Annotated in this window: 19 protein-coding genes; 9 read left to right on the forward strand and 10 right to left on the reverse strand. The window is 68.8% G+C overall.

Annotated features, from left to right (window positions below; genetic code table 11):
• Positions 1-9: 9 nt before the first annotated feature.
• Positions 10-3,687, reverse strand: coding sequence for a protein kinase domain-containing protein (locus GF068_RS26500; RefSeq protein ID WP_170319685.1), 3,678 nt, complete (start codon positions 3,685-3,687; stop codon positions 10-12).
• A 61-nt stretch (positions 3,688-3,748) separates the two neighbouring features.
• On the opposite strand from GF068_RS26500, the gene GF068_RS43730 reads away from it, so the two are divergent.
• Positions 3,749-3,985, forward strand: coding sequence for a hypothetical protein (locus tag GF068_RS43730; RefSeq protein ID WP_170319686.1), 237 nt, complete (start codon positions 3,749-3,751; stop codon positions 3,983-3,985).
• Between the two features lie 162 nt (positions 3,986-4,147).
• A complete protein-coding gene (locus GF068_RS26505) occupies positions 4,148-5,044 on the forward strand; it encodes a sensor histidine kinase (RefSeq protein WP_170319687.1) in 897 nt (298 codons plus the stop codon).
• 26 nt (positions 5,045-5,070) lie between these two features.
• On the opposite strand, the gene GF068_RS47415 is transcribed toward GF068_RS26505, so the two are convergent.
• Complete coding sequence (locus GF068_RS47415) at positions 5,071-5,466, reverse strand: arylamine N-acetyltransferase (protein ID WP_153822232.1); 396 nt, start codon at positions 5,464-5,466, stop codon at positions 5,071-5,073.
• On the opposite strand from GF068_RS47415, the gene GF068_RS43735 reads away from it, so the two are divergent.
• Positions 5,434-5,637 carry a hypothetical protein gene (locus GF068_RS43735; RefSeq protein WP_170319689.1) on the forward strand — a complete coding sequence of 68 codons (204 nt, stop codon included), beginning with the start codon at positions 5,434-5,436 and terminating at the stop codon, positions 5,635-5,637. The two genes, GF068_RS47415 and GF068_RS43735, sit on opposite strands and share 33 nt — an antisense overlap.
• 36 nt (positions 5,638-5,673) lie before the next feature.
• Here the strand turns inward: GF068_RS43735 and GF068_RS26515 are convergent, their stop codons facing one another.
• Complete coding sequence (locus tag GF068_RS26515; RefSeq protein WP_338046581.1) at positions 5,674-6,237, reverse strand: hypothetical protein; 564 nt, start codon at positions 6,235-6,237, stop codon at positions 5,674-5,676.
• Positions 6,238-6,399: 162 nt separating this feature from the next.
• On the opposite strand from GF068_RS26515, the gene GF068_RS26520 reads away from it, so the two are divergent.
• Positions 6,400-8,178: a sensor histidine kinase gene (locus GF068_RS26520; RefSeq protein ID WP_153822233.1), complete on the forward strand. Its 1,779-nt coding sequence runs from the start codon at positions 6,400-6,402 to the stop codon at positions 8,176-8,178.
• 25 nt (positions 8,179-8,203) lie between these two features.
• Here GF068_RS26520 and GF068_RS26525 read toward each other — a convergent pair whose 3' ends face one another.
• Entirely contained in the window at positions 8,204-9,655 is a 1,452-nt protein-coding gene (locus GF068_RS26525; RefSeq protein WP_153822234.1) for a pyridoxal phosphate-dependent decarboxylase family protein, read from the reverse strand.
• A gap of 137 nt (positions 9,656-9,792) precedes the next feature.
• Between GF068_RS26525 and GF068_RS26530 the strand changes: the two genes are divergently transcribed.
• A complete protein-coding gene (locus GF068_RS26530) occupies positions 9,793-10,173 on the forward strand; it encodes a DUF488 domain-containing protein (protein ID WP_338046582.1) in 381 nt (126 codons plus the stop codon).
• A 4-nt stretch (positions 10,174-10,177) separates the two neighbouring features.
• On the opposite strand, the gene GF068_RS26535 is transcribed toward GF068_RS26530, so the two are convergent.
• Positions 10,178-10,555, reverse strand: a complete 378-nt coding sequence (locus GF068_RS26535; protein ID WP_153822236.1) for a hypothetical protein — start codon at positions 10,553-10,555, stop codon at positions 10,178-10,180.
• A gap of 28 nt (positions 10,556-10,583) precedes the next feature.
• Positions 10,584-10,817, reverse strand: a complete 234-nt coding sequence (locus tag GF068_RS26540) for a hypothetical protein (RefSeq protein WP_153822237.1) — start codon at positions 10,815-10,817, stop codon at positions 10,584-10,586.
• Here GF068_RS26540 and GF068_RS26545 point away from each other — a divergent pair.
• Positions 10,816-11,778 (forward strand): hypothetical protein, encoded by a 963-nt coding sequence (locus GF068_RS26545; RefSeq protein WP_153822238.1) that lies wholly within the window; start codon positions 10,816-10,818, stop codon positions 11,776-11,778. The genes GF068_RS26540 and GF068_RS26545 overlap by 2 nt on opposite strands.
• 68 nt (positions 11,779-11,846) lie before the next feature.
• Positions 11,847-13,100 carry an alkaline phosphatase PhoX gene (locus GF068_RS26550; protein WP_153822239.1) on the forward strand — a complete coding sequence of 418 codons (1,254 nt, stop codon included), beginning with the start codon at positions 11,847-11,849 and terminating at the stop codon, positions 13,098-13,100.
• A 52-nt stretch (positions 13,101-13,152) separates the two neighbouring features.
• Here the strand turns inward: GF068_RS26550 and GF068_RS26555 are convergent, their stop codons facing one another.
• The 4 genes from GF068_RS26555 to GF068_RS26570 form a co-directional block, all read right to left on the reverse strand.
• Positions 13,153-14,526 (reverse strand): hypothetical protein, encoded by a 1,374-nt coding sequence (locus GF068_RS26555; RefSeq protein WP_153822240.1) that lies wholly within the window; start codon positions 14,524-14,526, stop codon positions 13,153-13,155.
• 335 nt (positions 14,527-14,861) lie between these two features.
• A complete protein-coding gene (sugE, locus tag GF068_RS26560; protein ID WP_153822241.1) occupies positions 14,862-15,182 on the reverse strand; it encodes a quaternary ammonium compound efflux SMR transporter SugE in 321 nt (106 codons plus the stop codon).
• 2,183 nt (positions 15,183-17,365) lie between these two features.
• Entirely contained in the window at positions 17,366-19,087 is a 1,722-nt protein-coding gene (locus GF068_RS26565) for a tyrosine-type recombinase/integrase (protein ID WP_170319690.1), read from the reverse strand.
• A gap of 107 nt (positions 19,088-19,194) precedes the next feature.
• Positions 19,195-19,563 carry a hypothetical protein gene (locus tag GF068_RS26570; RefSeq protein WP_153822243.1) on the reverse strand — a complete coding sequence of 123 codons (369 nt, stop codon included), beginning with the start codon at positions 19,561-19,563 and terminating at the stop codon, positions 19,195-19,197.
• Between the two features lie 1,561 nt (positions 19,564-21,124).
• Between GF068_RS26570 and GF068_RS44400 the strand changes: the two genes are divergently transcribed.
• Together GF068_RS44400 and GF068_RS26580 are read left to right on the forward strand one after the other, a co-directional pair.
• Positions 21,125-22,651, forward strand: coding sequence for a hypothetical protein (locus GF068_RS44400; RefSeq protein ID WP_206079557.1), 1,527 nt, complete (start codon positions 21,125-21,127; stop codon positions 22,649-22,651).
• Between the two features lie 50 nt (positions 22,652-22,701).
• The coding region (locus tag GF068_RS26580; RefSeq protein WP_170319691.1) for a transglutaminase-like domain-containing protein at positions 22,702-23,036 on the forward strand (335 nt) is incomplete at its 3' end.

A 23,036-nucleotide genomic window follows, 5' to 3' on the forward strand; every position in this document is an offset into this window, starting at 1 on the left:
CGCCCCCCTTCACGCAGCTCTCGCGTACGCCTCTTCCACGCCGAAGCCCGGAGCGAAGATCACGAGCCACCGCTCGGGCCGCTGGATCCCCTGCTTCCGCATGACCTCGTGGGCCTCGGCGACCAGCACGGCGCCCGCCTCGCCGCCGAGCAGCTCTCCCATGCGATGACGCGCGCAAGCGGCCGAGAGGCTCATCTCGGCGGCGTCGAAGCCGCGGACCGCGGTGTCGAGGTGCGCGAGCGCGAGGTCCCTCCGGCCGCGGAGAAGCGCGACGGCAGCGCGGAGCAGCGCCGCGGTGGGCCGGGCATCCCTGCGGAGCTCCCGCTCGAGCCGCTCCGCGATACGCGTCGCCTCCCGCAAGAGCCGCGGCCGCCGGCGATCTCCGGCCGCCGCGCACGCGATCGCCGTGCGCCCGCGCAGGGTCAGCACGTCGATACGCGACGGCTGGGGGCGGAGGAGCTGCGACTTCACGATGGCGCGCCACAGCCCCTCGAGCCGCGCGCGCGCCACGTCGGCGCGGCCGGCATAGAGGTCCGCATATATCTCCACACGAAGCGCATACACGTGCTGCACGTGCATGCCATGGGTCCACCTGGAGATACCCTCCCGGACGCGCCTGCGCGCGCCCTCCGGGTCGTCCGCTGCGATGAGCGTGTGCGCCGACGCGATCGAGGCGACGATCGCCGCGAAGAGATTGCCGACGGAGGCCGCCTTGCGGTGCCACGCCGCCGTCCGCTCCGCGAGCTCCGGGAGGCGGCCCATCGCGTCGAGCGCGACCACCGAGATGACCTCCGCGAGGTTCGGATCCATCACCGGGCTCACGCCGCGCTCCCGCAGGTAGCGGCCAATCTCGTCGTAGCGGGCGAGCGCCTCGCTCCACCGCCCCTCGATGAGGAGCATGGCGGCCTTGAACACGCCGACCGACGCGCGCAGCTCCTCGTTCCCGCGCTCCGCTGCGATCCTCTCGGCCTGCGCGAGCAGCCGCATCCCTTCGTCGACCGCGCCTTTTGTCCCCCGCAGCAACGTGAGCTGGGCGAACGCGCTGAGCCCCAGCGCGATCCGGCGGGGCTCGCCGGCCTCGATGGCCATGCGGAGCCCGCGAATCTGAAAGCCGAACGAGCGGACCGGGTCGACGTCCGTCAGCGCCAGGCTCACGGCCCAGCAAACATCGACGCGCGTGAGGACCTCGGGGGGTATCTCGGGCGTGGAGCGAGCCTCGAAATGGTACCCTCGCACGCGCAGGCTCGCGAGCTGGGCCAGGGCCTCGAGCACCGCGCGGGCGGTCGTGACGCGATAAGGCAGGCCGACCTCGGAGAGGAAGGGGGCGAGGACGCGATTGCCCTCGTCCAGGTGGCCACCCACGAAGAGCTGCTGAATGGCGCGTCGGCGCAGATCGAGCGCCTCGGCGCGGGGCGCCTCCTCCGCGCCGACGAGGTAGAGCTCCGCGGCTTCGCGGCAGCGCCCGGCGTTCGCCAGCGCGTGCGCGCGCCGGACCAGGAGATCGTGGCGCTCCTCCGGCGTCTCGAAGGGACCGTCGGCCCCCCATTCGAGGGCGAGCGCATAAAGATCGGCCGCGCGATCGAAGGCGAGCGCGTCGTTCGCCCTGTCCCCAGCCAGCGCCGCGTACGCGGCGGCCCGTCGTCGCTCTCCAGCGCCATGGTAATGCATTGCGAGCTCTTCCGGTTCTGGCTGGTCCGAGGCCTCGAGGGCCGTCGCCAGCCGGTGGTGGCGCGCCGCGAGCGCCTCCGGGCCGAGCCCGGAGAGCACGGCGTCGCGAATCCGAGCATGCACGACCTCACAGGCGAGTCGCTCGCGTACGCTCGCGACCCGGAGCAGCTTGGCGGAGCGGAGCGGCGTCAAAAAGAGGAGCGCGCCGTCCCCGAGCTCGGCCGCCTCGAATGCGACCTCCTGCTCGAGCGGGCGCCCCGCGACCGCCACGACCTCGAGCAGGCGGCGCGACGACGGCGGCGCCGCGTCGAGCCTCGCCCGAAGGGCGGAGCGCAGGGTCAGCCCGCCGCTCGCGAGCGCGCGCCTGCCTGGATCGCCGGAGACGCCCGCCGCGACGTACCGGCAGAGCTCCTCGATCGCGAATGGATTGCCCTCGGATTCCCGGGCGATCGTCGCCGCGAGCTCCACGTCGACGACGGGCGCGAGCCGCTCGGTCGCGAGGCTCCGCGCCTGCTCGGGCGGCAAGGGCGAGACCGGCACGGCGCGGATCTCGACCCCCGCCGAGAGCAGCCGCCCGAGCTCCCGCAGGCACGCGCTCCGCTCCGCGTCGTCGCTGCGATAACAGGCGACGACGAGGAGCGGCGGCGCCTCGGGAGGCGAGAGCAGCTCGGCGAGCAGGTGCGCGCTGTCGACGTCGCCCCAATGCAGATCGTCGATGCAGATGACGACCGGGCGCGCCCGGGCGAGGTTGCCGAGGAGCTGCTTCAAGACGTGGAAGGCGCGCCTGCGCTCGAGCTGCGGATCGTGCCCCCGCGGCGTCGAAGGCCCGGTCCCGGCGACGATCTGGAGCACCGGAAAGAGCCGCGTGAGCTCGTGAACGTCCTTCGGGAGCAGCGCCGCGACCTCGGCCGGCGGGAGCCGCTTCAGGTAGCGGGCGAGGGCGTCCACCACGCTGTCGAGCGCCTTGTACGGCACCGATTCTCGGTCGTGGCAAGCGCCCATCAGGACGATGACCGATTCGCGCCGATGAAGGGACTCGGCGAACGCCGACGCGAGCGCGCTCTTGCCCATCCCGGAGCCGCCGGCGACGCGGGCGAGCACGGCGCGCCCCTCGCGGCTCGCCTCGAACGCCGAATGCAGCGCGCTCATCTCGCGCGCTCGCCCGAGCAGCGCGCACCCGGGCCCCGCCTCGTGTCGCCGCTCGGGGATCGCCGTCACCCGAGGCGGGCCTTCCCCGCGTAAACACCGCTCGATCTCCTCGCCCGCGGGCCGCGCGCGGCGATCGCGGCGGAGCAGGCCCATGCAAAGGAGCGCGAGATCCTCGGGCACGTCGTCCGCGAGCAACAAGGGGGACGTCGGCGCGGCGTAGAGTTTGTCGCGGAGCACCTTCTCCGTGTTGCCCTGGAAGGGGAGCTGCCCGGTCAGCCCCTCGTAGAGCATCGTGCCGACGCTGTACCAATCGCTGGCCTCGGACGTCGTCTCGCCGAGGATCTGCTCGGGCGCGATATAAGCGGGCGTGCCCGTGGTGCAGGCCTCGTCCCAGGGCAGCTCGCAGGGCCGGCGCGGCAAGAGCTCCTTCGCCAGCCCGAAATCGAGCAGGACCACCCGCCCTCCCGGGGTCACGAGCACGTTCGAGGGCTTGAGATCGGCGTGGAGGACGTTGGCCGCGTGCAACGCGCGGACCCCATGGACGAGCTCCAGGAACATCACGCGCAGGAGGCCCTCGCCCGACGAGGGCGCGCTCCCGTCGTCTCGCCGGAAGGAATCGAGGAAATGGACGCCGCCTTCCACGAGCTCCATCGAGAGCAGCCAGCGATCCCGATCGTAAAGGAGCTCGTGGAGCATCACGAGGTTCGCGTGGGTGATGTCGGCGAGGACGCGGAATTCGTTCTTGAACCGGTAGAGCGCGTCGGGGTTGTCCTGGTACAGGACCTTGAGGGCCACGGGCGATCCATAACGGAGATCGAGCGCCTCGTAGACGACGCCGAATCCACCCGAGCCCAGCCGGCGGTGGACCACGAAGCGGTCGTCCTGAACGCTCTCTGTGCTTTCGCAATCCAACCCGAGCCGTGGCTCTCCCATGACGCTCACGCGTCGTGCAGGCGTCATGCCCGGTCGTGGCGTGGGTCGAGGCCGCCTGCGCAAAGCGACACGTTTCCTCGGGATACCCGCGCACGTGGCTCGGCCGAGGCCGCGGGCGGACGTCCAGCGCCGGGTGGAGCTCTCGCGCGCAACCGATTGCGTGTTCACGCAATCGCCGCCGAAGGACCACGCTCTCCCGGAGGCGGCCATGGACGAGCTCGCCGCCCTTGCGTGACCCGGCAACGGGATGGACCGGCCAGGCGAGCCGCCCGGCCCGTCCCGTGGGCGCCGCGTGGCCCCTCATGCGCGCCGATTCGGCTGCATTTGGCCGAAACAACGACAGTTGTGGGGTCTGGCACGGGAGCTGCTCTCGGGAAAACCGACGAGGAGTCCAACCATGTGTGCCCGGAATCCCGAAAAGGTCCTCGCTGCCCGATCGTGTCCTCCCGTCGAGGGGCGACACGAGCGTTTCGACGCGCGAGCGCAATGCGACGAGTTCATCACGCTCGCCTCGCACGAGCTCTTGACCCCGGTCACGGCGCTCCGGCTCCACGCGCAGCACATGCGGCGGCTGCTCGCGCAGCACCCCGAGGAGGCGCCCGCTCGGATCCCTGGCATGGTGGAGACCTTCGACCGTCAGCTCGGGCGGCTGTCGCTCGTCTGCGACGAGCTCCTCCAGGCCACGCAAATCGGCGCGAGCGAGCTGCCGCTCACGTGCGAGGAGGTCGCCCTCGGCCCGCTCGTCAGCCGCATCGTCGACCGCATCGCGCAGCGCCCGGACGCACGCTCCCTCATCACGATCCGCGTCTCCGGGGAGCCTCGTGGCTCATGGGATCGCGCGCTCCTCGAGCAGCTCGTCCTGCACCTCGTCCGCAATGCGCTCACGTTCGGGGAGGGCCAGCCCGTGGCCATCGACGTATCGACGACGGAGGGCGGAGCCCGGCTCGTCGTGAAGGATCGCGGAATGGGGATCGCCAGGGAGGACCAGGCGCGGATCTTCGACCGATTCGAGCGAGCCGTCCCGTCCACGCAATTCGGCGGCCTCGGCCTCGGCCTTTACATCGTCCGCGCCGTGGCGAAGGCGCACGGCGGCTCGGTCCGCGTCGAGAGCGCCCCCGCGGAGGGCGCGACGTTCATCGTCGACCTCCCCGCCGAGCCGGGCCCGACAAAGCTCGCGCCCGAGGTCGCCCGCGAGGCCACGCGCAGGGGCAATCGTGGTGCCTGTCGTTGCCATTACCGGTCACGCAGCGCGCGCCAGGTGATGGCGCGGCGGCCTCGGAGTCGGGCATTTTGAGGGCGCTCGCGGGACGGGCGCGCTCGTCACGTCAGGCGGTCGAAGGCCGCGTCGAGCTCGGGCGCGTCCGGCACGGCGAGCAAGAAATCGCGCTCCAGGGTCTGCCGCAGCTCCTGGCTGCTCGTGAGGACCCGGCGCTCGGTCGGGCCGCCCCGGTGGTGAACGGCGAATTGACGATTCCGGAGCGTGCAACGAAGGCCGGGCGCCGAGCGGGCCGCGATGAGCCCGGCGCGGAAATGCGAGCGCGGATGGGTCGAGAGGGCAGAGTTTGCTAGGGTTTCGATCCAGCTCGACGAACGAAGCAGGACCCGATGACCCTCGACCTCGACAGAGCGTCGCCGGGAGGGATTCTCTCCATCGGGCGGGCGTGGTAGCCTCGGGCGCACACCATGTCGCCCTCGTCGTTGCACCGCATCTGCCATGAGTCCTGGGAGCTGATCCAGACCTTCCGCGGGCCCACGATCCCACGCGAAGGGGAGATGTTGCTCCTCGAGCAGGGCGGGCAGGAGGCCAAGTATCGCGTCACCGGGGTGATGTACAGGCCCGCCCCGGGGGGCGAGCTCCTGGCGACGGTGTTCGTGAAGCCGGCTTGAGCCGATTGCCGACGATGCTCGAATGAGCACCGCCGATCAGAGCCCGAATCGCACGATCACCGCGGCGACGGCGCCGATCACCACACCCGCGAGCAGCCAAGCCAGGCGCGAGGGGCGCGGGGAATCACTCGTGCCGAGCGGGAACTCCACGGCGTGCACCCGGTCGGCCTCGGCGTCGACCAGGAGCACACCGTCGACGTCGAAGGCGATGCGGTATTCGAGGAGCTGGCGGCGCGTGCCGGGCGTGTCGATCCGCGGCGCCGCGCGGCCCGTCTTCACCTCGGCCACGTAACGTTTGTCGCCGTGGCCCACGAGGTAATCGGCGCGCAGGTCGATCGCCACGGGATCCCCGTCGACCCGCACGCCGTACGACACGGCCACCTGCCGGCCCAGGATGGTGAACCCCAGCTCGCGGAGCAGGCCCTCGGCGCGTTGCTCGCCCGCCGCGCCTCGCTCGCGGCGAATCGTGAGCGCGCGCCGCCGCCAGAAGCCCTGCCAGGCGATACGCGCGGTCTGCACCAGCGCGAGCAGCGCCGCCGCCGCGAGCAGGACGATCAAGACTTCGGGCGGGAGCGTGCGCGGATCCACCTGCGCGTACACGCCGCCAGAGATGAGCGTGGTGGGCCAACTTTTCGGCGAGCGCCTCTTCGTCCGCTGTAGGGCGCGCCCGTCTCTTCGGTGCGCAAACCCATCGCACGAGCCGTGGCCCGCCCCTCGCACATCCACGGGCGGCGCCACCGATCACATTCCAGCCATTCTCCGATGAGACGACATCTCCCGGTCGCCGCGGTCATCGCGATTCTGACCACTCTCCTCACCGGGGTGCTGGTGTATTCGTCGCGCGCGCTCGCCACGAGCCTCGAGCGCGAGGCGCTCCGGAAGCAACGTGAGCGAGCCGTCGAGCTCGCCTCGTACCTGGACGCGCAGCTCCTGCGCTCGCACCAGGTCGCCAACTCGACCGCGGCGCTCGTCGAGCCCATGCGCAGGAGGGACGAGCTCGAGGGCCTCCTCCGTCGCATGCTCCTGTCGACCCCGCCGCAATTCGTCTATGGCATCGGCGTCTGGTTCGATCCGTACGCGTTCGACAAGACGAAGCGATACTACGGCCCGTACGTGCACAGGGACGCGTCGGGCGAGGTCGTGCTCACGTTCGAGTGGTCGACGAGAGAATACGACTACCCGAGCCGCTCCTGGTTCGAGTTCGGGAAGTCGGCGGGCGCGCGACCCGCGTTCACCGAGCCCTACTTCGACATCGACCATATTTACCTGAGCACGCTCCGCAGCCTCGAGGACGAGCGCGGCAGGACGGTCGGCGTGGTGAGCGTCGACCTCATCCTCCCCCAGCTCCGCGAGATCCTCGCGCGGGTCAACACCACGCCGGGCGAGGCGCTCTACGTCACGTCGGCCGAGGGCCGGATCGTCGCGCATCCCGACGAGCTCCGCCTCCTCGCCTGGGCCCGGGAGCGGGGGCGCGCGCCGCGCTCGATCCTCGATCTTTCGCTCGCGGATCTCGAGGCATTCCACGCCGCGGTGGGGCCGCCCGAGCGTATCGTCTCGACCACCCTCGTGGAGCAGAGCGGCTGGAAGGTCCATATCGCGAGCGACCGGCGCGTGCTCTTCGCGGAGAGCAGGCGCGTCCTGTCGATGGCCTTTGGTATCACGCTGCTCCTCTGGGCCGTCGCCATTCTGGGCCTCGTCGCGCACGCGAGGCACGTCCACGCGAGGGACCTCGCGCGCGCGGTCGAGCTCCAGAGGCGCGTCGAAGATTCCCTGCGGGCGAGCATTCACCAGCGGGACGAGTTCATCTCCCTGGCGTCGCACGAGCTCCGCACGCCGCTGACCCCGCTCCTCGCCCGGCTCGAGCTCGTCCAGCGCCACCTGCGCGCGACCAAGAGCGCCGACGCCTCACACATCGACCGGGCCATCGCGGCCCTGCAGCGGCTGCAGGCCTTGATGGACGAGCTGCTCGACGCCGCGGCCGTGCAATCGGGGCGCCTCTCGATCCACCTGCAGCCGACCTCGCTCACGGAGATCGTACGGCGCTCCATCGCGGCCATGTCGCACCTCGGATCGGGCCACAGGATCGACGCCGACCTGCCCCGCCAGAGCTTCATGATCGCGGGAGACGCCTCACGCCTCGAGCAGGTCGTGACGAACCTGCTCACCAATGCGATCAAGTTCAGCCCTGCAGGGGGCGCCGTGCGTGTGTCCATCGAGGCGGGCGCGCGCGAAGCCGTGCTGTCGATCCGCGACGAGGGGATCGGCATCCCCGAGGCGGAGCAGGCGCGCGCCTTCGAGCGGTACTTTCGCGCCAGCAATGCGCCGGCGACGTCGTTCCCCGGGCTCGGGCTCGGGCTTTATATCAGCCGCGAGATCGTCGAGCGCCACGGGGGGCGGATCGGGCTCGAGAGCGGAGCGGGGCGGGGCTCGACGCTGCACGTCACGCTGCCGCTGCTCGAGGAGGGCAGCCGCTCGGAGGCGTGCCCCGTCGCGCCGGCGCCATTGCGGGCCTCCGGCGAGGGCAAGCGGCGGGGGCATTGAGTCCACGGCTCGCGTGTGGCCTCGTTCACCCCCGCGGGTCTGCGATCGCCTCCGAGAGGTCCTCGATCAGCATGTCGATCCTGTCCGCGTGGGTGCGGAAGCAGAGCACGCAGACGCGGATGACGAAGACCTCCTCGCCGAGCGCCGGATCACGCAGCGTCGTGCCCGTCAACATCAGGCGCTTCTTCTGATTGACGCGGGCGAGCACGCGTCGATTGAACGCGTCGAGCTCCGCGGCGCCCATGTCCGGCGGCTCCACGCGGAACGCGAACAAGGAGAGCTCGGGCTCGGCCACGATACGCACGCCGGGCAGGGCCCTCACGCGTGTCGCCGCGCTTCGCGCGAGGTCGAGCTTCTCGTCGAGCGCCTCGCGAAATGCCGCCGCGCCGTGGAGCCAGAGCGGCAACCAGATACGCAGGCCGCGGGCCGGGCGGCTCAACTCGAGGCCGAGATCGGCGAAGTTCCAGTGGTCCTCGTCCTCCTGCGAAGGCGGCAAATACGCGGCCGTCTCGGCGAAGGTGGCGCGCAAGGTCGAGAGGTCCTTCACGATCAGGCAGCCCGTACCATAAGGTAAAAACAGCCCCTTGTGCGGGTCGAGCGTGATGGAGTCCGCCCGCTCGATCCCGGCGAGCGCGGCGCGCCCGCGCTCCGTGAGCAGGAAAAACCCTCCGTACGCCGCGTCCACGTGGAGCCACAACCCGAGGTCGGCGCAGACGTCGGAGAGCGCGGCGAGATCGTCCACCGCGCCGACGGGCGTGGAGCCGGCCTGCGCGACGACCATGAAGGGCCGGTTTCCCGCGGCCCGATCCTCGGCGACGGCTTTCTCGAGCTCGTCGGGCCGCAACTGGAACGACCCGGAGGCGGGCACGATACGCGTGGCGCGCCGCGGCAAACCGGCCACGCGCGCGGCCTTCGCGATCGAGTGATGTGCGCCTTCCGAGGTATAAAGGACGGCCCCGCCCGGGTCCTCGCCGAGCTTCGCCTCGCGGGCCGCCACCACGGCGGCGAGATTCGCGATCGACCCACCCGAGCAAAGCCAGCCCCCCGAGGAAGGCCCATACCCCGCGAGCGAGCAGAACCAGCGGATCACGCTGATCTCGAGCTGCACGAGCCCGGGCGCGGGCATCCACAGGCCCGTGTAACGATTCGTGACGTCGGCGATGAGATCCGCGAGCGCCGTGCTCGGCAGGCCGCCCCCGGGGATGTACGCGAGATAGCCCGGCGAGGCCGTATTCAAGCTGATCGGAATGGCGCGATCGAAGAGCCTCGCGAGCACGCGCCGGAAGGGCACGCCGCGCTCGGGCATGGGCTCGTCGAAGGCGCGGGCGACCTTGTGACTGCCGTCGAGCGAATGGGCCGGTTCTTCCGCGAGCCCATCCAGCCAGGGCGCGAGCCGATCCATGCAGGCGGAGACGAGGTCGCGGAGCTCGGCGCCTCCGAGCTCGAGCGGCGCGGGGCGTCGGAAGGGGCGAGGCATGCGCCCTTCTACCCCGAAACGAAGGGCGAATTCCAGCTCCCGCTGGACCGCTCGGGCCGACGCGCGTCGACAAACCCGCCTTCCGGAGGCAGAATCTCGTCATGCATGTGGATCGCGGCAGGGAGACAATCGGGGCTGTGCGCCTGAAGCGGGCCTACGAGGCGCCCGAGGCGGCGGACGGACATCGGGTGCTCGTCGACCGCCTGTGGCCCCGGGGCGTGCGCAAGGATGCGCTCACGATCGACGCCTGGATGAAGGAGATCGGGCCGAGCGACGAGCTCCGGCGCTGGTTCGGCCATGACGACGCCCGCTGGGAGGAGTTCGCGGCGCGTTATCGCGAGGAGCTGCGTCGAGGGCCGGCCGCGGAGCACCTGAACGAGCTCGTCGCGCTGGCGAAACGCGGGACGGTGACGCTCGTGTTCGGCGCCAAGGACGAGCGTCACAACCAGGCTGTCGTCCTCCGCGACGTCATCGAGCGGAGGCTACGCCGTGCCCAAAAGAGCGCGCCGCATTCGTGACTTCTCAGCGCACGTAACCTGCGTACGACAAGCCCACCCCGATGAGGAGATGGATCAGCCCCGCTCCCATCATGAGCCCGGGTTTGTCGAGCATCGCCGCCCCCATCTCCTTGATGCGCTCCGGGAAGAGCATGCGGAGCGCCCCGCCGACCACGAACAGCCCGCCGAGGACCGTCAGCCCGATCGGCCAGCCGGGCCTCCAGGCATTGACGATGCCGAGCCCGATGATCAGCGTCATGAACCCCGTGACGTAAACGAGCGCCCGGCTGGCCAGAAACTCCTGCGCCATGGCGCGGTAGCTCTTGCCACCCACGAGCACGGCGAGACCGCTGACCAGGAACAGCGGCCCGATCATCCTGGCAATGTAGATCGACGTATTCATGTCCACCCCTCCTCGCGTCCCCTCCGGTTTACACGAAACGTGCGCTCCGGGCAGGCAAGCGCAAGGGCTCACGATCGGGGTCCACCGGGTTCGTTCTCTGCGCGTTTGCGCTCGATTCCAGCCGGTTCGGGCTCAGCGAGCGATGCGCCTTGCCATCACGCGCCCGTCGTGGTTCGCTCGCGGAAAGCACCATGTGCATCACGGACACCGCCGACCGTTTGGCCCGGATCGTCATCTGCCTGATCGCACCAATCGCCTTCATGGCGTGCACCCGTTCCACCGGCAGCACGCCTGCGCCCGCCTCTTCCGGGAGCGCGAATGCGCCCGCCGTCGCCGCTGCGCAGGAAACCGCGTCGCCGGAGGCGGAGCAGTCCTTCATCTTCGGCTGGAAGGTGCCTTGCCGCGTGCCCGTGGAGCAGGTCGGCGAAAAGAAAGGCAACACCGCCCGCCTCCGCTACATGCTCTCCGTGAAGCCGAGCGCCGACGGAAACCTGGATGTCGCGTTCAGCGATTTCCAGTTCCTCGAGCTCAACGGCCAGGACATCACGGCGCCAGAGATGCAGAAGCAGCTCGCGGTTGCCCTCGCGTTGACCTCCGTCATGCCCAGCCTCACCGTGTCACGGGAGGGCGAGTATCTCGGCGTCCGCGGCCTCGACGCGGCGATCGATCGTATGCTCGCCATGCCGCCCTTCAACGAGGACCCGAAGATCACACGCCAGCTCGCCGCGACGTTGCGTTTGCCCGCGATGAAGGCGAACCTGGAGGCCAAGGTGGGGGACTACTGGAATACATGGGTCGGCGCCTGGAACGGCCTCACCCTCGCGCCCGGCGCGTCCCGCGAGGGCGACGATTCGATCCAGGTCGGTGAGGATGAGATCCCCACGCGCATCCGCTTCGAGCACCACGGGCCGGTCGCGGGCGACCCGAAGCTCGTCCGGCTCTCGTTCGTCTCCACCATGTCGGGCAACGCGGCCAGCGTGGTGCTCGCGGCGTTCACCCGCGCCTTGCTCCGCGACGCCGGGACCAACCTCCCGAAAGACGTGAACATCGAACGCGTGAGCCGCGTGGTCACGCTCGAGACCGAGACCGACCCGGCCACGTTGCGCCCGCGCCGCACTCGTTACGTGACGGATCTGGAGCTGATGATCGACGGAGAGCTGTCCACGCGCCGCGAGACGCGCGAGGATCGGTTCGACTGGGAGCGCGCCGAAGGCTGCCGTTGAGTCGAGCGAGCGCGATCCACCGCGATTCAGGCTCGAACGTCACCTTCAGAACCGGTTATCATCCGCCCATGAACAACACCCCCCCTCTCTTCTCTCGACGCGTGGTCCTGCGCGGCGGCCTCGCTGGCCTCGCCGCGATGATGAGCCCCTCCCTGCTCGCTGGTTGCTCCTCGGAGGGCGGCGCTCCGCCCGCGCCGGCGACGGGCCCCGGCGAGCCGCCGTTTGGTGTACCCATGGACGGGCCCAAGCTCGTGTCGCGTATCGCCGAGATCGGGCCGCTCGGCGATCCGGACGCGAATGGGGTCAAGCTGCCGCCTGGCTTCTCGGCGCGTATCGTCGCGCAGACCCATAAAAAACCGATGGAGAGCTCCGATTACGTCTGGCACATCGCGCCCGACGGCGGGGCGACCTTCCTCCTCGAGGACGGCGGTTTTGTGTATGTCTCGAACTCGGAGGTCCCCATCGCCGGCGGCGTGGGCGCGCTCCGCTTCGACGCGGCGGGCAACCTCGTGGATGCTTATCCGATCCTGAGCATGACGAACGTGAACTGCGCCGGAGGGCCGACGCCCTGGGGCACGTGGCTCTCGTGCGAGGAGGCCTCGCGTGGGCGCGTCTTCGAGTGTGATCCTCGCGGCGAACACGAGGCGATCGTCCGCCCGGGCCTCGGCATCTTCAAGCACGAGGCGGCCGCGGTGGACCGGGACAAGCACCACGTCTACCTGACCGAGGACGAGAGCGACGGTTGTTTTTATCGATTCGTGCCCGACAAGCTCAATCGATACGGCTTCGCGGACCTCTCGAGCGGCAAGCTCCAGGTGGCCGAGGTCGGGGAGGACGGGAGCGTCACGTGGCTGGACGTGCCGGATCCGCTCTTCGAAGGCCCGACCCCCACGCGAAAGCAGGTCGCGAGCGCGAGGCTCTTCGACGGCGGAGAAGGCATCTGGTACCACGATGGAATCGTGTACTTCTCGACGAAGGGCGAAGGGCGCGTGTACGCATTCGACACGATGACCGAGAAGCTCGCCGTGCTTTATGACGCGAGCCTGGCGCAAGACCCCATGCTGACGAACGTCGACAACATCACCGTCTCGTGTTGCGGCGACGTGCTCGTGGCCGAGGACGGGGGAGACCTGCAGCTCGTGGCGATCTTGCCGAGCGGCGAGCTCTTGCCCATTCTGCAGCTCATCGGGCACGACAAGAGCGAGATCGCGGGGCCGGCGTTCGACCCTTCGGGGACGCGCCTCTATTTCAGCTCGCAGCGCGGCGATGGGAGCGGCGGCGTGACATTCGAGGTCACGGGGCCGTTCCACGCGCCGGCGTAGCGGCAGACGTGGGAGCCACCACGGGCTGTCCAAGAGTCGCCCGCGCGGCGGCTCAAAGTTTCTTGGCTTGCTCGAGGATCGCCTGGAGCTTGCTGCTGCCGCCGGGCTTGCGCTTCCCCACGGCGCGCGCCACCGGGACCGTCCGGATCCGCAGGGTCAAGGGGTGCGCTCCCACGTGTGAATCCCGGCTCGCCTCGGTGTGGAACGATTGGCCGCCGGCCCCGTACATGGCGAAGTACCATTTCGCGTTCTTGTCGCTCAGGAATTCGGTGGACAGGTTCTCGAGCGTCACGTAATCCGCCCCGTCTCGCAAGATCACCCCCGCCCAGTGGAAATTCCAGAGGTCCGTCACGCCGCCCTTGTCCGCGGCGATCTTCTCCCCTTCGTCGTTCACCTGCGTGAGCGCCTCGCCGATGGCAGGAATCGCGTACTGGTTCACCCCGAACGTCTGCGCGAACACGGAGGAGAGCACCGGCTGATCGTAGATCGCCCGGTAAACTGCCGCGTAGGCGCTCATGACCTCCTTGTCGAGCTTGACCCCTTGGAGACGCTCGATCCGATCCTTCAAGGCGAGGTATCGCGCGCGTCGGGCCTCGTGCCGCGCCTCCTCTGCGAGCCTGCCGAGGATCGGGGCGAACAGCGGCATCGCGTGAAGGAAAAACGCATACATCGCCCGGTTGGCGCCCGCGTCCGAGTTCAGGTTGTGAAATACCTTCGCGTTCCTCACCGGCTCGAGCAGCGTGTAGTCGTCGTTCGGCCCCCGGATCACCGGCTGCTCGGTGTTATCGAGGCCGGCGGGCGCGTCGTCCGAGCCCATGATGGTCTGCGCGGTCAGGTGACAATCGGCGTGGCTCTGGTAGGGTTGGTTCGGTTGCGCGTTCAACTGCGCCAGCTCGACGTGATAGGGGGATGCCCGGGAAAGGAGGTGCCGCCCGGCCCGCATGCGCACCGTGACCCGGAGCAGATCCGCGTCGTCCCCGTAGACCTCGCCGGTCGTCAGGAGCTCGACGTAGGAGCCCCTGTCGCCATTGACGCTGGCCAGCGCCAGGTTCGCCGCGTCGATGAGGTCCTGCCTGGCGTACAGGGTCTTCTTGTCGTGCAGGACGATGCCCCCGTTGTCGGAGGTGCGATCCGTGAAGCCGTCCATCAAATAAGGCGACGCCGTGTATCGCTGCGCGGTCTTGCCGGGGTCTCGGGCCGGCGACCCCGCCGCCCGGCTCTCCGTGGAGGTCCTTCTTTGCGCGACGGTCGCCGGATGCGGGGCGCGCGCCGGCTGCGCGACCGTCGCGGCGTGCGGCGGCGTCCCGGGCCCTCCCGCCGCCGTGGTCCTTCGTTGCGCGACGGTCGCCGGATGCGGGGCGCGCGCCGGCTGCGCGACCGTCGCGGCGTGGCGCGGGAATTTCGCATCGTCGGGGTGTGTCGGCACGCGGCGCTCCTTTGGCGCCACACAGCGTCGCACCTCGAGGGAAGGCAGGTCAAAGAAGCGGCCAACCGCCCGCCTCGTGAACCGCCCTCCCGCCCCCTCCCTCGCCGCTCCACACCTTTGTGGATCGCCGTTTCCGACCCCCGAACCGATTCCACCTGCGTGTGGAGCCCCCTCCGCGCTGATCCGCTCGTTTCGGGACCGGAAAGGAGCACAGCGGCTCTACAAGGCCGAAGGCTTCACCGAAGCGGAGATCCACATAGTCCCCGACCGCCCGACGAAGGCCGCAAAGCCGAGCGGCTGAAGGCCCAACTCCCTCCGTAGCCTTCGCGCCGTCGCTACGGGGTCGCTGTCAGCTTCAAGCCGACGATCGACGCCACGAGGAGCACGACGAAGGCGACGCGCAGCGGAGGCATCGCCTCGTCGAAGAGGACGACCCCGCCGATGGCAGCGCCGACCGCGCCGATGCCGACCCAGATCGCGTACGCGGTTCCGATCGGAAGCGTGCGCGCGGCTCGTGAGAGCAACACCATACTCGCGACGATGGCAGTCCCGGTGATGAGGCTCGGAACCGGACGCGTGAAGCCCTGCGTGTACTTGAGCCCGAGCGACCAGACGACTTCGAGAACACCCGCGAGAATCAGGAAAAACCAGGCCATGGAGCACCTCCACGGCCCGTCGTTCCTTCCTGGTACGGGTCGCCCTCGTCAGGGCTCGAAATGAGCAAGGAGGACTTTATACGCCCAAGCCCCCCGGGTCAAATGCGGAGGGCGCTCGGCCTCTTCTCGCGAGCGCCCGCGCGTCCCACCGCCCGAGCTTCCGCCACGGCGGACGCCGGCCCGCGGCTTCGACTGGACCGATTCGGCAGATCGACGCTGCGCCACCCCTCCGGCGTCGAGAAGTCTTCGAGCTGAAGAAGTGAACGATGGGACGCCGCCGATCTCCTCGCCAGGCGCGACGCCACGGGCCTCGCGCTGACCGTGGGGCAGGCGTAGGCGACGCGCGAGCCGCGCGAGAAAACTTCGGGCTTCGTTGTCACCACGATCGGCGTGCGGCGAATATCCATCTGAGGGGCGAAGTTGCTCCGGATGCTCGCAGCGAGCCTGCATGCGCCTTTTGTTGGATGCAGGCTCGCTGGGGGCCTTCTGGGCATAGCCCCCAGCCTCACCCTTCCCGGGCCGATTTATGGCTTGGGGATGCCCTGCTCGCGCGCCTGGTCAGGAAAGGGCCCCGCGATCGGCCCGGGAGGGGGAGGTTTTTCGTTGGCTCGTCGCGCGGGGACGGGGCGCGGGCGCGTCGCTTCGAGGTCTCGTCTTCTCGGCCGGGATGGTGTAGGCTCGCCGAGCTCTGGGAGACGCCGCATGAAACGCCGAGGCCCCTTCATCGCCATCGCTGCCGCCGCCGTCGCTCTCGTCAGCGTGGGGCTGGGGGCGTCTCGGAGGGAGGCCTCCTACAAGGGGGAAGAGAGTTGTTTCTCGGATCTCGCCTCGACGCTCGAGATGTGTGAGCAAGGCGCTCGTTTCGGCGATTGTATGTCGATCACGGACGAATTCGCCGACGCTTGCGAGGCGGGTTGCCTGACGACGTATTGCCCGGACTACGCCCCGTTGCCGCCCCAAGACGCCGACCCCATCTGGCGCGCGCCGTGCGAGGACCTCCAGGGCGCTCGTTTCTGGCGGGAAACACACGCGGCAGAGACGCGATGCAACGACAAATTCAAGATGCCCCGCTCTCGCGAGGAGACTCTGGCCCTTCGAGAGGCGTGGGACGGGTGCTTCAAGGCGGACGTGGAGCAACGTTGCCCGGCGCTGGTGGGTACCGACTGGCAGGCGCGGATGGCGAGCGCTCTGGGACAGTCGCCAGATCATCCTGGAACGCCATGGGGAGCCTCCTCAAAGGTCGAGGATGCTAGGCTAGAACACGTTCGGTTGTCCAGAGAGACGCGTGGACGTTCACACAGTTGGCGGGACGCCAGGGTCCACGGCTCCTGACCAGCGATCACCCCTCCCCTCGCCCCGGCGCCGGACTCCCGCGAACCGCTCGACCCTTCCCGCGCCTCGACCCGCCATCTCCCCGAACCGCTCGACCCTTCCGCCGACATGGCGCCGGCGGCTCGCGAACCGCTCCACCCTTCCCGCCGCCCCGGACCTTCGCGCCCGTCGACCGCTTCACCCTTCCCGTTCGCCAGCATCGCGCTCTTGCCAACAGGTCAAGGCTTTCTTACTCTCCCCGGTCATGCCCTCCCAACCCAGCAACCTCGGATCCTCGCTCGAAATCGTGGGCTCCCAGAAGGCTTACGACGACTTCCTCCCCGACGCGTCAGCGCTCCCGGCGGCCCAGGTGCGCACCTACCGCGCCGATGCGTCGCTCGCGTATCACAATGTCAAACGCGGCCTCGACGCCATCGCGCCGTACGCCGACCAGATTGCCGCGGAGCTGCCGACGATCGACCTGCCTGCCCTGCAGAAGCTCGGCGACATCGCGCTCGCCGTCATTTACGCCGCCGCGCAGGTCGATCGGTCGAGCGACGGCTCCACCCGCGCTTTGCTGGACAAGGCGCGCGCGCACCGCGACGTGCTCCTCAAATCGGCCGACGCGCTCGTCGCCGCGGGCCTCCTGCCCGCGCGCGCGGTCGAGAAGATCCGCGAGGGCAATGGAGGCATCGACCACGCCCAGGACTGCGTCGACCTCGCCGCGCTCTTCACCAAGAATGCCACGGCCCTCGAGGGAAAGACCCCGATCACCGCCGCGATGCTCAAAGAAGTGGCGACGGTCGGCACCGATCTCCTGAAGCGCCTCAAGCCCAAGGGCACAAAAAGCAAGGACCCGGCCGCGGACGCCGTCAAGGCCCGCGACCACCTCTGGACGCTGCTCGTCCAGCGTCACCGCGACCTGCGCCGCGTCGGAATGTGGTTATGGGCCGACGACGTGGACCAGCACGTCCCGCCCCTTCAATCGAGGAACCTCCCGCCGCGCAAAAAGGCGGCCGCGCCCGCCGACATGGCCGACGGACAGGCCACCCCCGGCTGAGCGCCCGGCCCAGACTCCCAGCTCTCTCGGTAGCCCCGCCCGGACTCGAACCGGGACGCCCTTTCGGGCTGAAGATTTTAAATGGGCTGCCGGGCTCCCCGCGCACGTCGCGATCGGTAGCGATGCATTGCGATCCGCTGCGTTTTTCACGCTGTTTGCGCTGCCGTGACGGAGGCACCGCTGGAGACGTTTCACGACCCATCGCGACGAGTTGGGTGGCATCTCCGGAGGTCCGGCTGCCACGTCGCGCGTCCCCCTGGGGCTCCCCTTCCCCGCCTGACACGATGTCGGAGAGTTCGGGGATGACCTCCACAAGAGGCGCGAGGTCGCCAAGATTGAGCTCGGCGGCTGTGCGAGCGGCCCGGCGGTAGCGGTTGACCATGATGCTCGACTTGTGGCCGGTCCGGTCCTGAACCCACGCCTCGGACTTGCCGTTCGCCAGCGAGATCGTGATGAAGGTCGCGCGCGCGTCGTGCAGTCGGATCGGGCGGCGCTCGTCGCTCCGCTCGAAGAGCGCCGGCCGGTCGATGCCCGCGAGCTGGAGATGCTCCCGGAACCTGGGCGCCAAGTGGTTCTCGCTGAGCGGCTCCCCCTCGTCCGTGAACACGAGCGCATCCGGCCCGACGTCCACGCCTTTGCGCCTCTGGAGCTCTCGCCAGGCCCGAAGAGCTGCCGTCACGCCCGGCGAGAGCGCCCAAGTGCGGGGGTCCTTCGTCTTGTTCTTGTCGAGGTTCACGGCGCCGCGGTCCAGGTCGAAGTCGGCCCACGTGAGCCGTGCGGCTTCGCTGACGCGTGGGCCCTCGCGATGCAGGAATCCGTAAAAGACACGCCACACGAGGGGCGCCGCGGAGCGGAGAAGACGGGCGTCTTCGTCGGGGTAGAGCCAGCCCTTGGCGGGACCAGCGTCGATCTTGGGCAGGAATCCCTTCGGCAAGGGGTTCGTCGAAATGATACGAAGAGGGAACAACGCCATGGCGAAGAGACGGTGGAGCACCTGTGCGACATGGCGCCGCGTCGCAGAGGAGCGCTCCGCTGGAATCGCGCGCATGACGGTGTCTGCGTCGTCGAGCGTGAAGTCAGCGAGGCGAACCTGCCCGACGAGGGGGTAGACATAGAGCTTCAGCAGCCCCTCGTCCTTGTCCGACGTGGACTTCTTTCGGATGTGATCCTTGTAGAGCCGCGCGAGCTCACCACTGGTCCAGCGCTTCCCAAGCTCCTCGATTGTGGTGTCGGCCCGCGTGCGTTCGCGCGTGAGCTTTCCTGCCGCGATGTCGTCAACGCGCCGGATGAGCTGTTCGAGCGCCCGGCCTTCGGTCGAGCCCGCCGCTTTGAGGAGCGTCAGGGCGACGTCCACCTGTCCGGCTTTTCGCAGTTTGGCCGCAAGGTGACCGACGAGTTCGGCCCGCGCATCGGCGGCCTCCTGGGTCTTGCATGCTGTCAGCGCCACGCTGCGGCGGGCGCCGTTCCCCACGACGACGCGCGCGTAGAACTTGCCGCTCTTCTCGTACGCCTTCCCGGTCGGCTTGCTGGCCATGTTGGGGTCCTCCTTAGCCCACGCGTGAGAAACCTGCTCGTCGAAGCGAGCCGCGGATCCGAGCAGACGGTGTCGCATCCCTGGCGAGCGGTCTGTGCGTGGACTGGTTACCTTCCGCGAGAGGATCGACGCTGCGGCGGGGTCGAAGGACGCCGGAAGCCAAGCTCGCGGATCAAGTCGTCGATGGTGTCCGGATCGTCCGCGGGAGGTGTCGGCGAGGGCTCCTCTTTGGTCGTCGGCGGGGCCGACTCTCCGAGAGACTCGAGCCACCCAATGAACTCGTCGCGGCGCACGAGCCGGAGCTTCCCGAGCTTGACGACGCGGACGGAACAAGCGTCCGTGCGAAGCAGCCCGAGGTAGACCCGCGGCGATATCCCGCAGACGGCTAGCACCGTGAGCTGCGAGAGCATGTCAGGCGCGATTTCCAGGGCGCGCCGCCCACTCGGCCCCCACTTCCCCATGTCGACCTCCATCATGAAGCAAGGTTTCGCAACGGGGGCTCGAGCTCTCAGCGAGCGACCCCTCCGCGCGCATCGGTCCAGGGAATGTACGGCAACTTGGACGCCAACATCAAGCCATTTCGTCAGCAAAATCAGCAGCTTACCCATACCGCTCCAATTTCCGAGCTTTGCTCGCGGATCCTGAACGCACCCCCTTGTTTCGCCGCGTGTCACTCCGAGGACCGCCGAGAAATCGAACGACATTTCGTCATGCCCGGAGAGTCTCTCTCGCGGGACCTCGCGAAAGCTCGTGCTGCGCCTTCAGCGCCGAGCAAATCCTCGGCTGATTTCTCGGAACTCGTCAGACTGGACCCCTGCAAATCAAGGTCCGTCGACGAGCGCACCTCGAAATCGCCTTCTATTTCTCGGGAAACCTATCCAGCAGACTGCACTCGAAGGCCGCTCGAGCGCCGAACCACTGTACGACTTCGTACTCCCCATCGCATGCAGCGGCGCATAGCTCATAACGCCGAGCGCCAACTCGTCGTCGCGACCAGGTACGAGGCACGCGGCCCCGGCCTTCCCCAGCGAGAAGCCACGGCGCAGCCGAGCTCGGTCTCGGCGCATGCTCGGGAAATCTCGGCTTTCTCCTGGTGCGCGGGGACCATCCGTAGGCCATCATTTCGTTCCGCACGTACCTGCACCCAAAACCGATTCCACCTCCAACGTTCCCCATACAGCGATCACCTTAAACTTCGGTACGCGCGATCCCGGATGCGGCTCAGGCGGGGGTTCGTCTCTCCGCATGAAGTTCAGCCATGGCCAACCTCGACTGTTTCAACAGCCGAACGCTGAACAGGCATGTTCACTGCCGAAAGCAACGCGCGCGATCCGCGCACGTGGTGCCACAAAGAACTCTCCGAGGCGTTCAATCCCGGTCGCGTGCTCGATTTGCCTTGTTTCATGCTGGCGCATCGTACCCGTACGTCCACACGAACACCCACTTGGGCGACGGGCAAACCTCGACCTACATCGTTTCCCGTACGGATCGACATCGTCCGGACGGTCACTTGCGTTCGATGCTCCCGTAGGGGGGCGGCGTTGATCGCGACACGTCACGTTTTCCGCTGGTTTTGCACGCCATCGGTCTCCCGTGGTCCGCGGATGAGCCGTCAATCCACCCCCGGAGAACCCACGTCAGCCGCCCCCTCGCGACTGCAAAATCCTCGGCACTTTCTCGGGAAGCACGCCCTGCGCGCGACATTTACTTTGCCCTCAAACGATTGGTTCGTCGGCACGCTCGACGACGGGTAGTCCAAGCAACAACTTTTGTGTTGCAATGACTGAGCGACTTGTCCCATTATCGACCCAGCACCATGAACCACCCAGAGCCCACGGGGCTCGACGGGCAGTCGTCTGCCGTCGAGCCGGACTCGGAGCTGCGGAGCTGGCAGCAGATCATCGACCTGTACGGTGGTGAGTGCTGGCATCAGCTCACCGCGCTATGCGGTAAGACCTTTCGGTATACTGCCAGGTCCGAGAAGCTCTACTTCCCGGGCCCGGCGCGAAAGCCTCGCGGGAAAAGGAGGTCCAAGCCATGACCCACGCCGAACCCAGCGCGCTCTCGGACGAGCCGGTCGAGCTCGGCGGTCATCCCCTGTTCCCTCGGCCGGAAACCGAGGTAGGGCCCGATCCCCGGAGATTCGATCTCATCCAGATCGTCCGCATCCTTCCGGACAAGACGCGAGAGGTCTGCCCGACGGCATGGAAGGGATCCGAGCTGCGAACCTGGCAGCAGATCGTCGACCTGTACGGGGGTGAGTGCTGGTATCAGCTCAATGCAATCTGCGCAAAGTCGCACAGATACACGGCAAAGGGCGAGATGCACTATTTCGCAGGCCCGGCGCGGAAGCCCTTCGTCCAGGAGCCGCAGGCGCCCCGACCGGCGCCCGTTGCTGCGCCTGCCATCAACCCGGCTGCCGTGCCGCCTTATTACTATGCACCGCCTGCACCTCCGCCCGCGCCTGCTCCCGTCGCCGCGCCAGCGATGGGGGCGGAGCTCATGGGCCTGGTCAAGGTCGTTCTCGAAACGATGCGCTCGATCCTCGACAGCACGAAGCAGCCGCCACCACCGCCACAGGGAAACCAGACTCTCGAGGTCGTACGCGAGATCCTCCCGCTCCTCCAGCAGCAGCCGCAATCCAACTCGACGCTCGAAGTCGTGCGCGAGATCGTGCCGCTGCTCCGCGGAAACGACGCCGGCAAGCCGAGCGGCGGGGCCGGGTACGAGCGAGGGATGGAGCGCGGGATCGAGATCGCGAAGAACCTCGGTGGTGGTGGCAATGGCGGCGGGGGAGACGAGTTCGGCGAGATCGCCAAGCTCCTCACCCTCGTAAAGACCGCGACCGCTGCGAATACGCCCCCGCCGCCGCCGCCCCCGCCTCCTCCGCCTCCCCCGCCGAATCCGTGGCCCATGGCGACGCCGATGTCCTGGGAGGGCTGGGAGATGATCCAGACTCCGATGGGGATGGTCTTGAGGCAGGCCGTTGCGCCCGCGCAGCCCGCGCCCGCGCAGCCCGCGCCCGTCCCGCCCTCGCCAGCCCCCGCGCAGCCCACGCCCGCAGCGCCCGTGCCCGCGCCCGCGCCCGCGCAGCCCGCGCCCGCGCAGCCCGCACCCGCCGAGCTCCCGCAGCTCGAGCCCGTGGCGCCCGTGCGCGTGCAACCCGCGGCGCCGGTGCACTGCACAGACGGCCAGCAGAATATCGCGCCGCCGCCGCGGCCCCCGCCGCCTCCGCCGCCGCCGCCGGAGCCTCCTTTCGTGGCCGCGCCGCCGCCGCCGCCTGCGCCTCCGCCGCCGCCGCCGCCGCCCGTGAACACGCGGTCCGAGTCGAGGACGCACAAACCGACCAATCTCGCGCCGCACCTCACGGCCGCGGGTCTCGTTCCCACGCCTCCGGATCCCTCGATCCCCGCCAATCCTCTAGCCAGTGCCGCAATGCAGGGCATCCAACTTCTCGACAACAATCCCGACTTCTTTGCGAAACTTGAGGAATTCGCCACGACCGGATCGCCCGCAGTCTTCGGCGAGGCGCTGTCCATGGCCGTAAAGAGCGGTGTCAAATGATCCGGCCGCGTATCGTCCACTTCCCTTCGAACCTCGCGAAAGCGCGTTACATGGCCGAGGGCAGCAAGCGCGATCTCCTGCTTCCCGAGGTGCAGCGCTGGGCAGCCGTCTTCCGGCGATTGCCCATGCATGAGCGTGCCGCGGCGATCTTGAAGTTCTGCCAGTACGCGATCGACTACGTGCGCGACCCGAAGCGCGAAGTCCTCGAAGATTCCGCCGTGACGCTCTTCCGTGGCTTCGGCGACTGCGACGCGAAAACGCGTGTATTCGTGGCCCTCTGCCGCGCATGCGGCATTCCGGCCCGCGAGAAGCCAGTCCGTCCTGAGCAGGACTTTCCGCATATCCTCGCGGAGGTCTTCGTGAATGGGCGATGGCAACCCGCGGA

Origin of the sequence: Polyangium spumosum (assembly GCF_009649845.1) — a bacterium.
Classification (GTDB): domain Bacteria; phylum Myxococcota_A; class Polyangia; order Polyangiales; family Polyangiaceae; genus Polyangium; species Polyangium spumosum.

What these genes read in the sequence shown, in the direction of transcription:
- GF068_RS43730 (WP_170319686.1), top strand. Translation starts at nt 3,749, where the DNA reads ATGACGCTCACGCGTCGTGCAGGCGTCATGCCCGGTCGTGGCGTGGGT.
- GF068_RS26505 (WP_170319687.1), top strand. Translation starts at nt 4,148, where the DNA reads ATGTGTGCCCGGAATCCCGAAAAGGTCCTCGCTGCCCGATCGTGTCCT.
- GF068_RS43735 (WP_170319689.1), top strand. Translation starts at nt 5,434, where the DNA reads ATGTCGCCCTCGTCGTTGCACCGCATCTGCCATGAGTCCTGGGAGCTG.
- GF068_RS47415 (WP_153822232.1), bottom strand. Translation starts at nt 5,466, where the DNA reads ATGGCAGATGCGGTGCAACGACGAGGGCGACATGGTGTGCGCCCGAGG.
- GF068_RS26520 (WP_153822233.1), top strand. Translation starts at nt 6,400, where the DNA reads ATGAGACGACATCTCCCGGTCGCCGCGGTCATCGCGATTCTGACCACT.
- GF068_RS26525 (WP_153822234.1), bottom strand. Translation starts at nt 9,655, where the DNA reads ATGCCTCGCCCCTTCCGACGCCCCGCGCCGCTCGAGCTCGGAGGCGCC.
- GF068_RS26535 (WP_153822236.1), bottom strand. Translation starts at nt 10,555, where the DNA reads ATGAATACGTCGATCTACATTGCCAGGATGATCGGGCCGCTGTTCCTG.
- GF068_RS26545 (WP_153822238.1), top strand. Translation starts at nt 10,816, where the DNA reads ATGGCGTGCACCCGTTCCACCGGCAGCACGCCTGCGCCCGCCTCTTCC.
- GF068_RS26540 (WP_153822237.1), bottom strand. Translation starts at nt 10,817, where the DNA reads ATGAAGGCGATTGGTGCGATCAGGCAGATGACGATCCGGGCCAAACGG.
- GF068_RS26550 (WP_153822239.1), top strand. Translation starts at nt 11,847, where the DNA reads ATGAACAACACCCCCCCTCTCTTCTCTCGACGCGTGGTCCTGCGCGGC.
- sugE (WP_153822241.1), bottom strand. Translation starts at nt 15,182, where the DNA reads ATGGCCTGGTTTTTCCTGATTCTCGCGGGTGTTCTCGAAGTCGTCTGG.
- GF068_RS26565 (WP_170319690.1), bottom strand. Translation starts at nt 19,087, where the DNA reads ATGGCCAGCAAGCCGACCGGGAAGGCGTACGAGAAGAGCGGCAAGTTC.
- GF068_RS26570 (WP_153822243.1), bottom strand. Translation starts at nt 19,563, where the DNA reads ATGATGGAGGTCGACATGGGGAAGTGGGGGCCGAGTGGGCGGCGCGCC.
- GF068_RS44400 (WP_206079557.1), top strand. Translation starts at nt 21,125, where the DNA reads ATGACCCACGCCGAACCCAGCGCGCTCTCGGACGAGCCGGTCGAGCTC.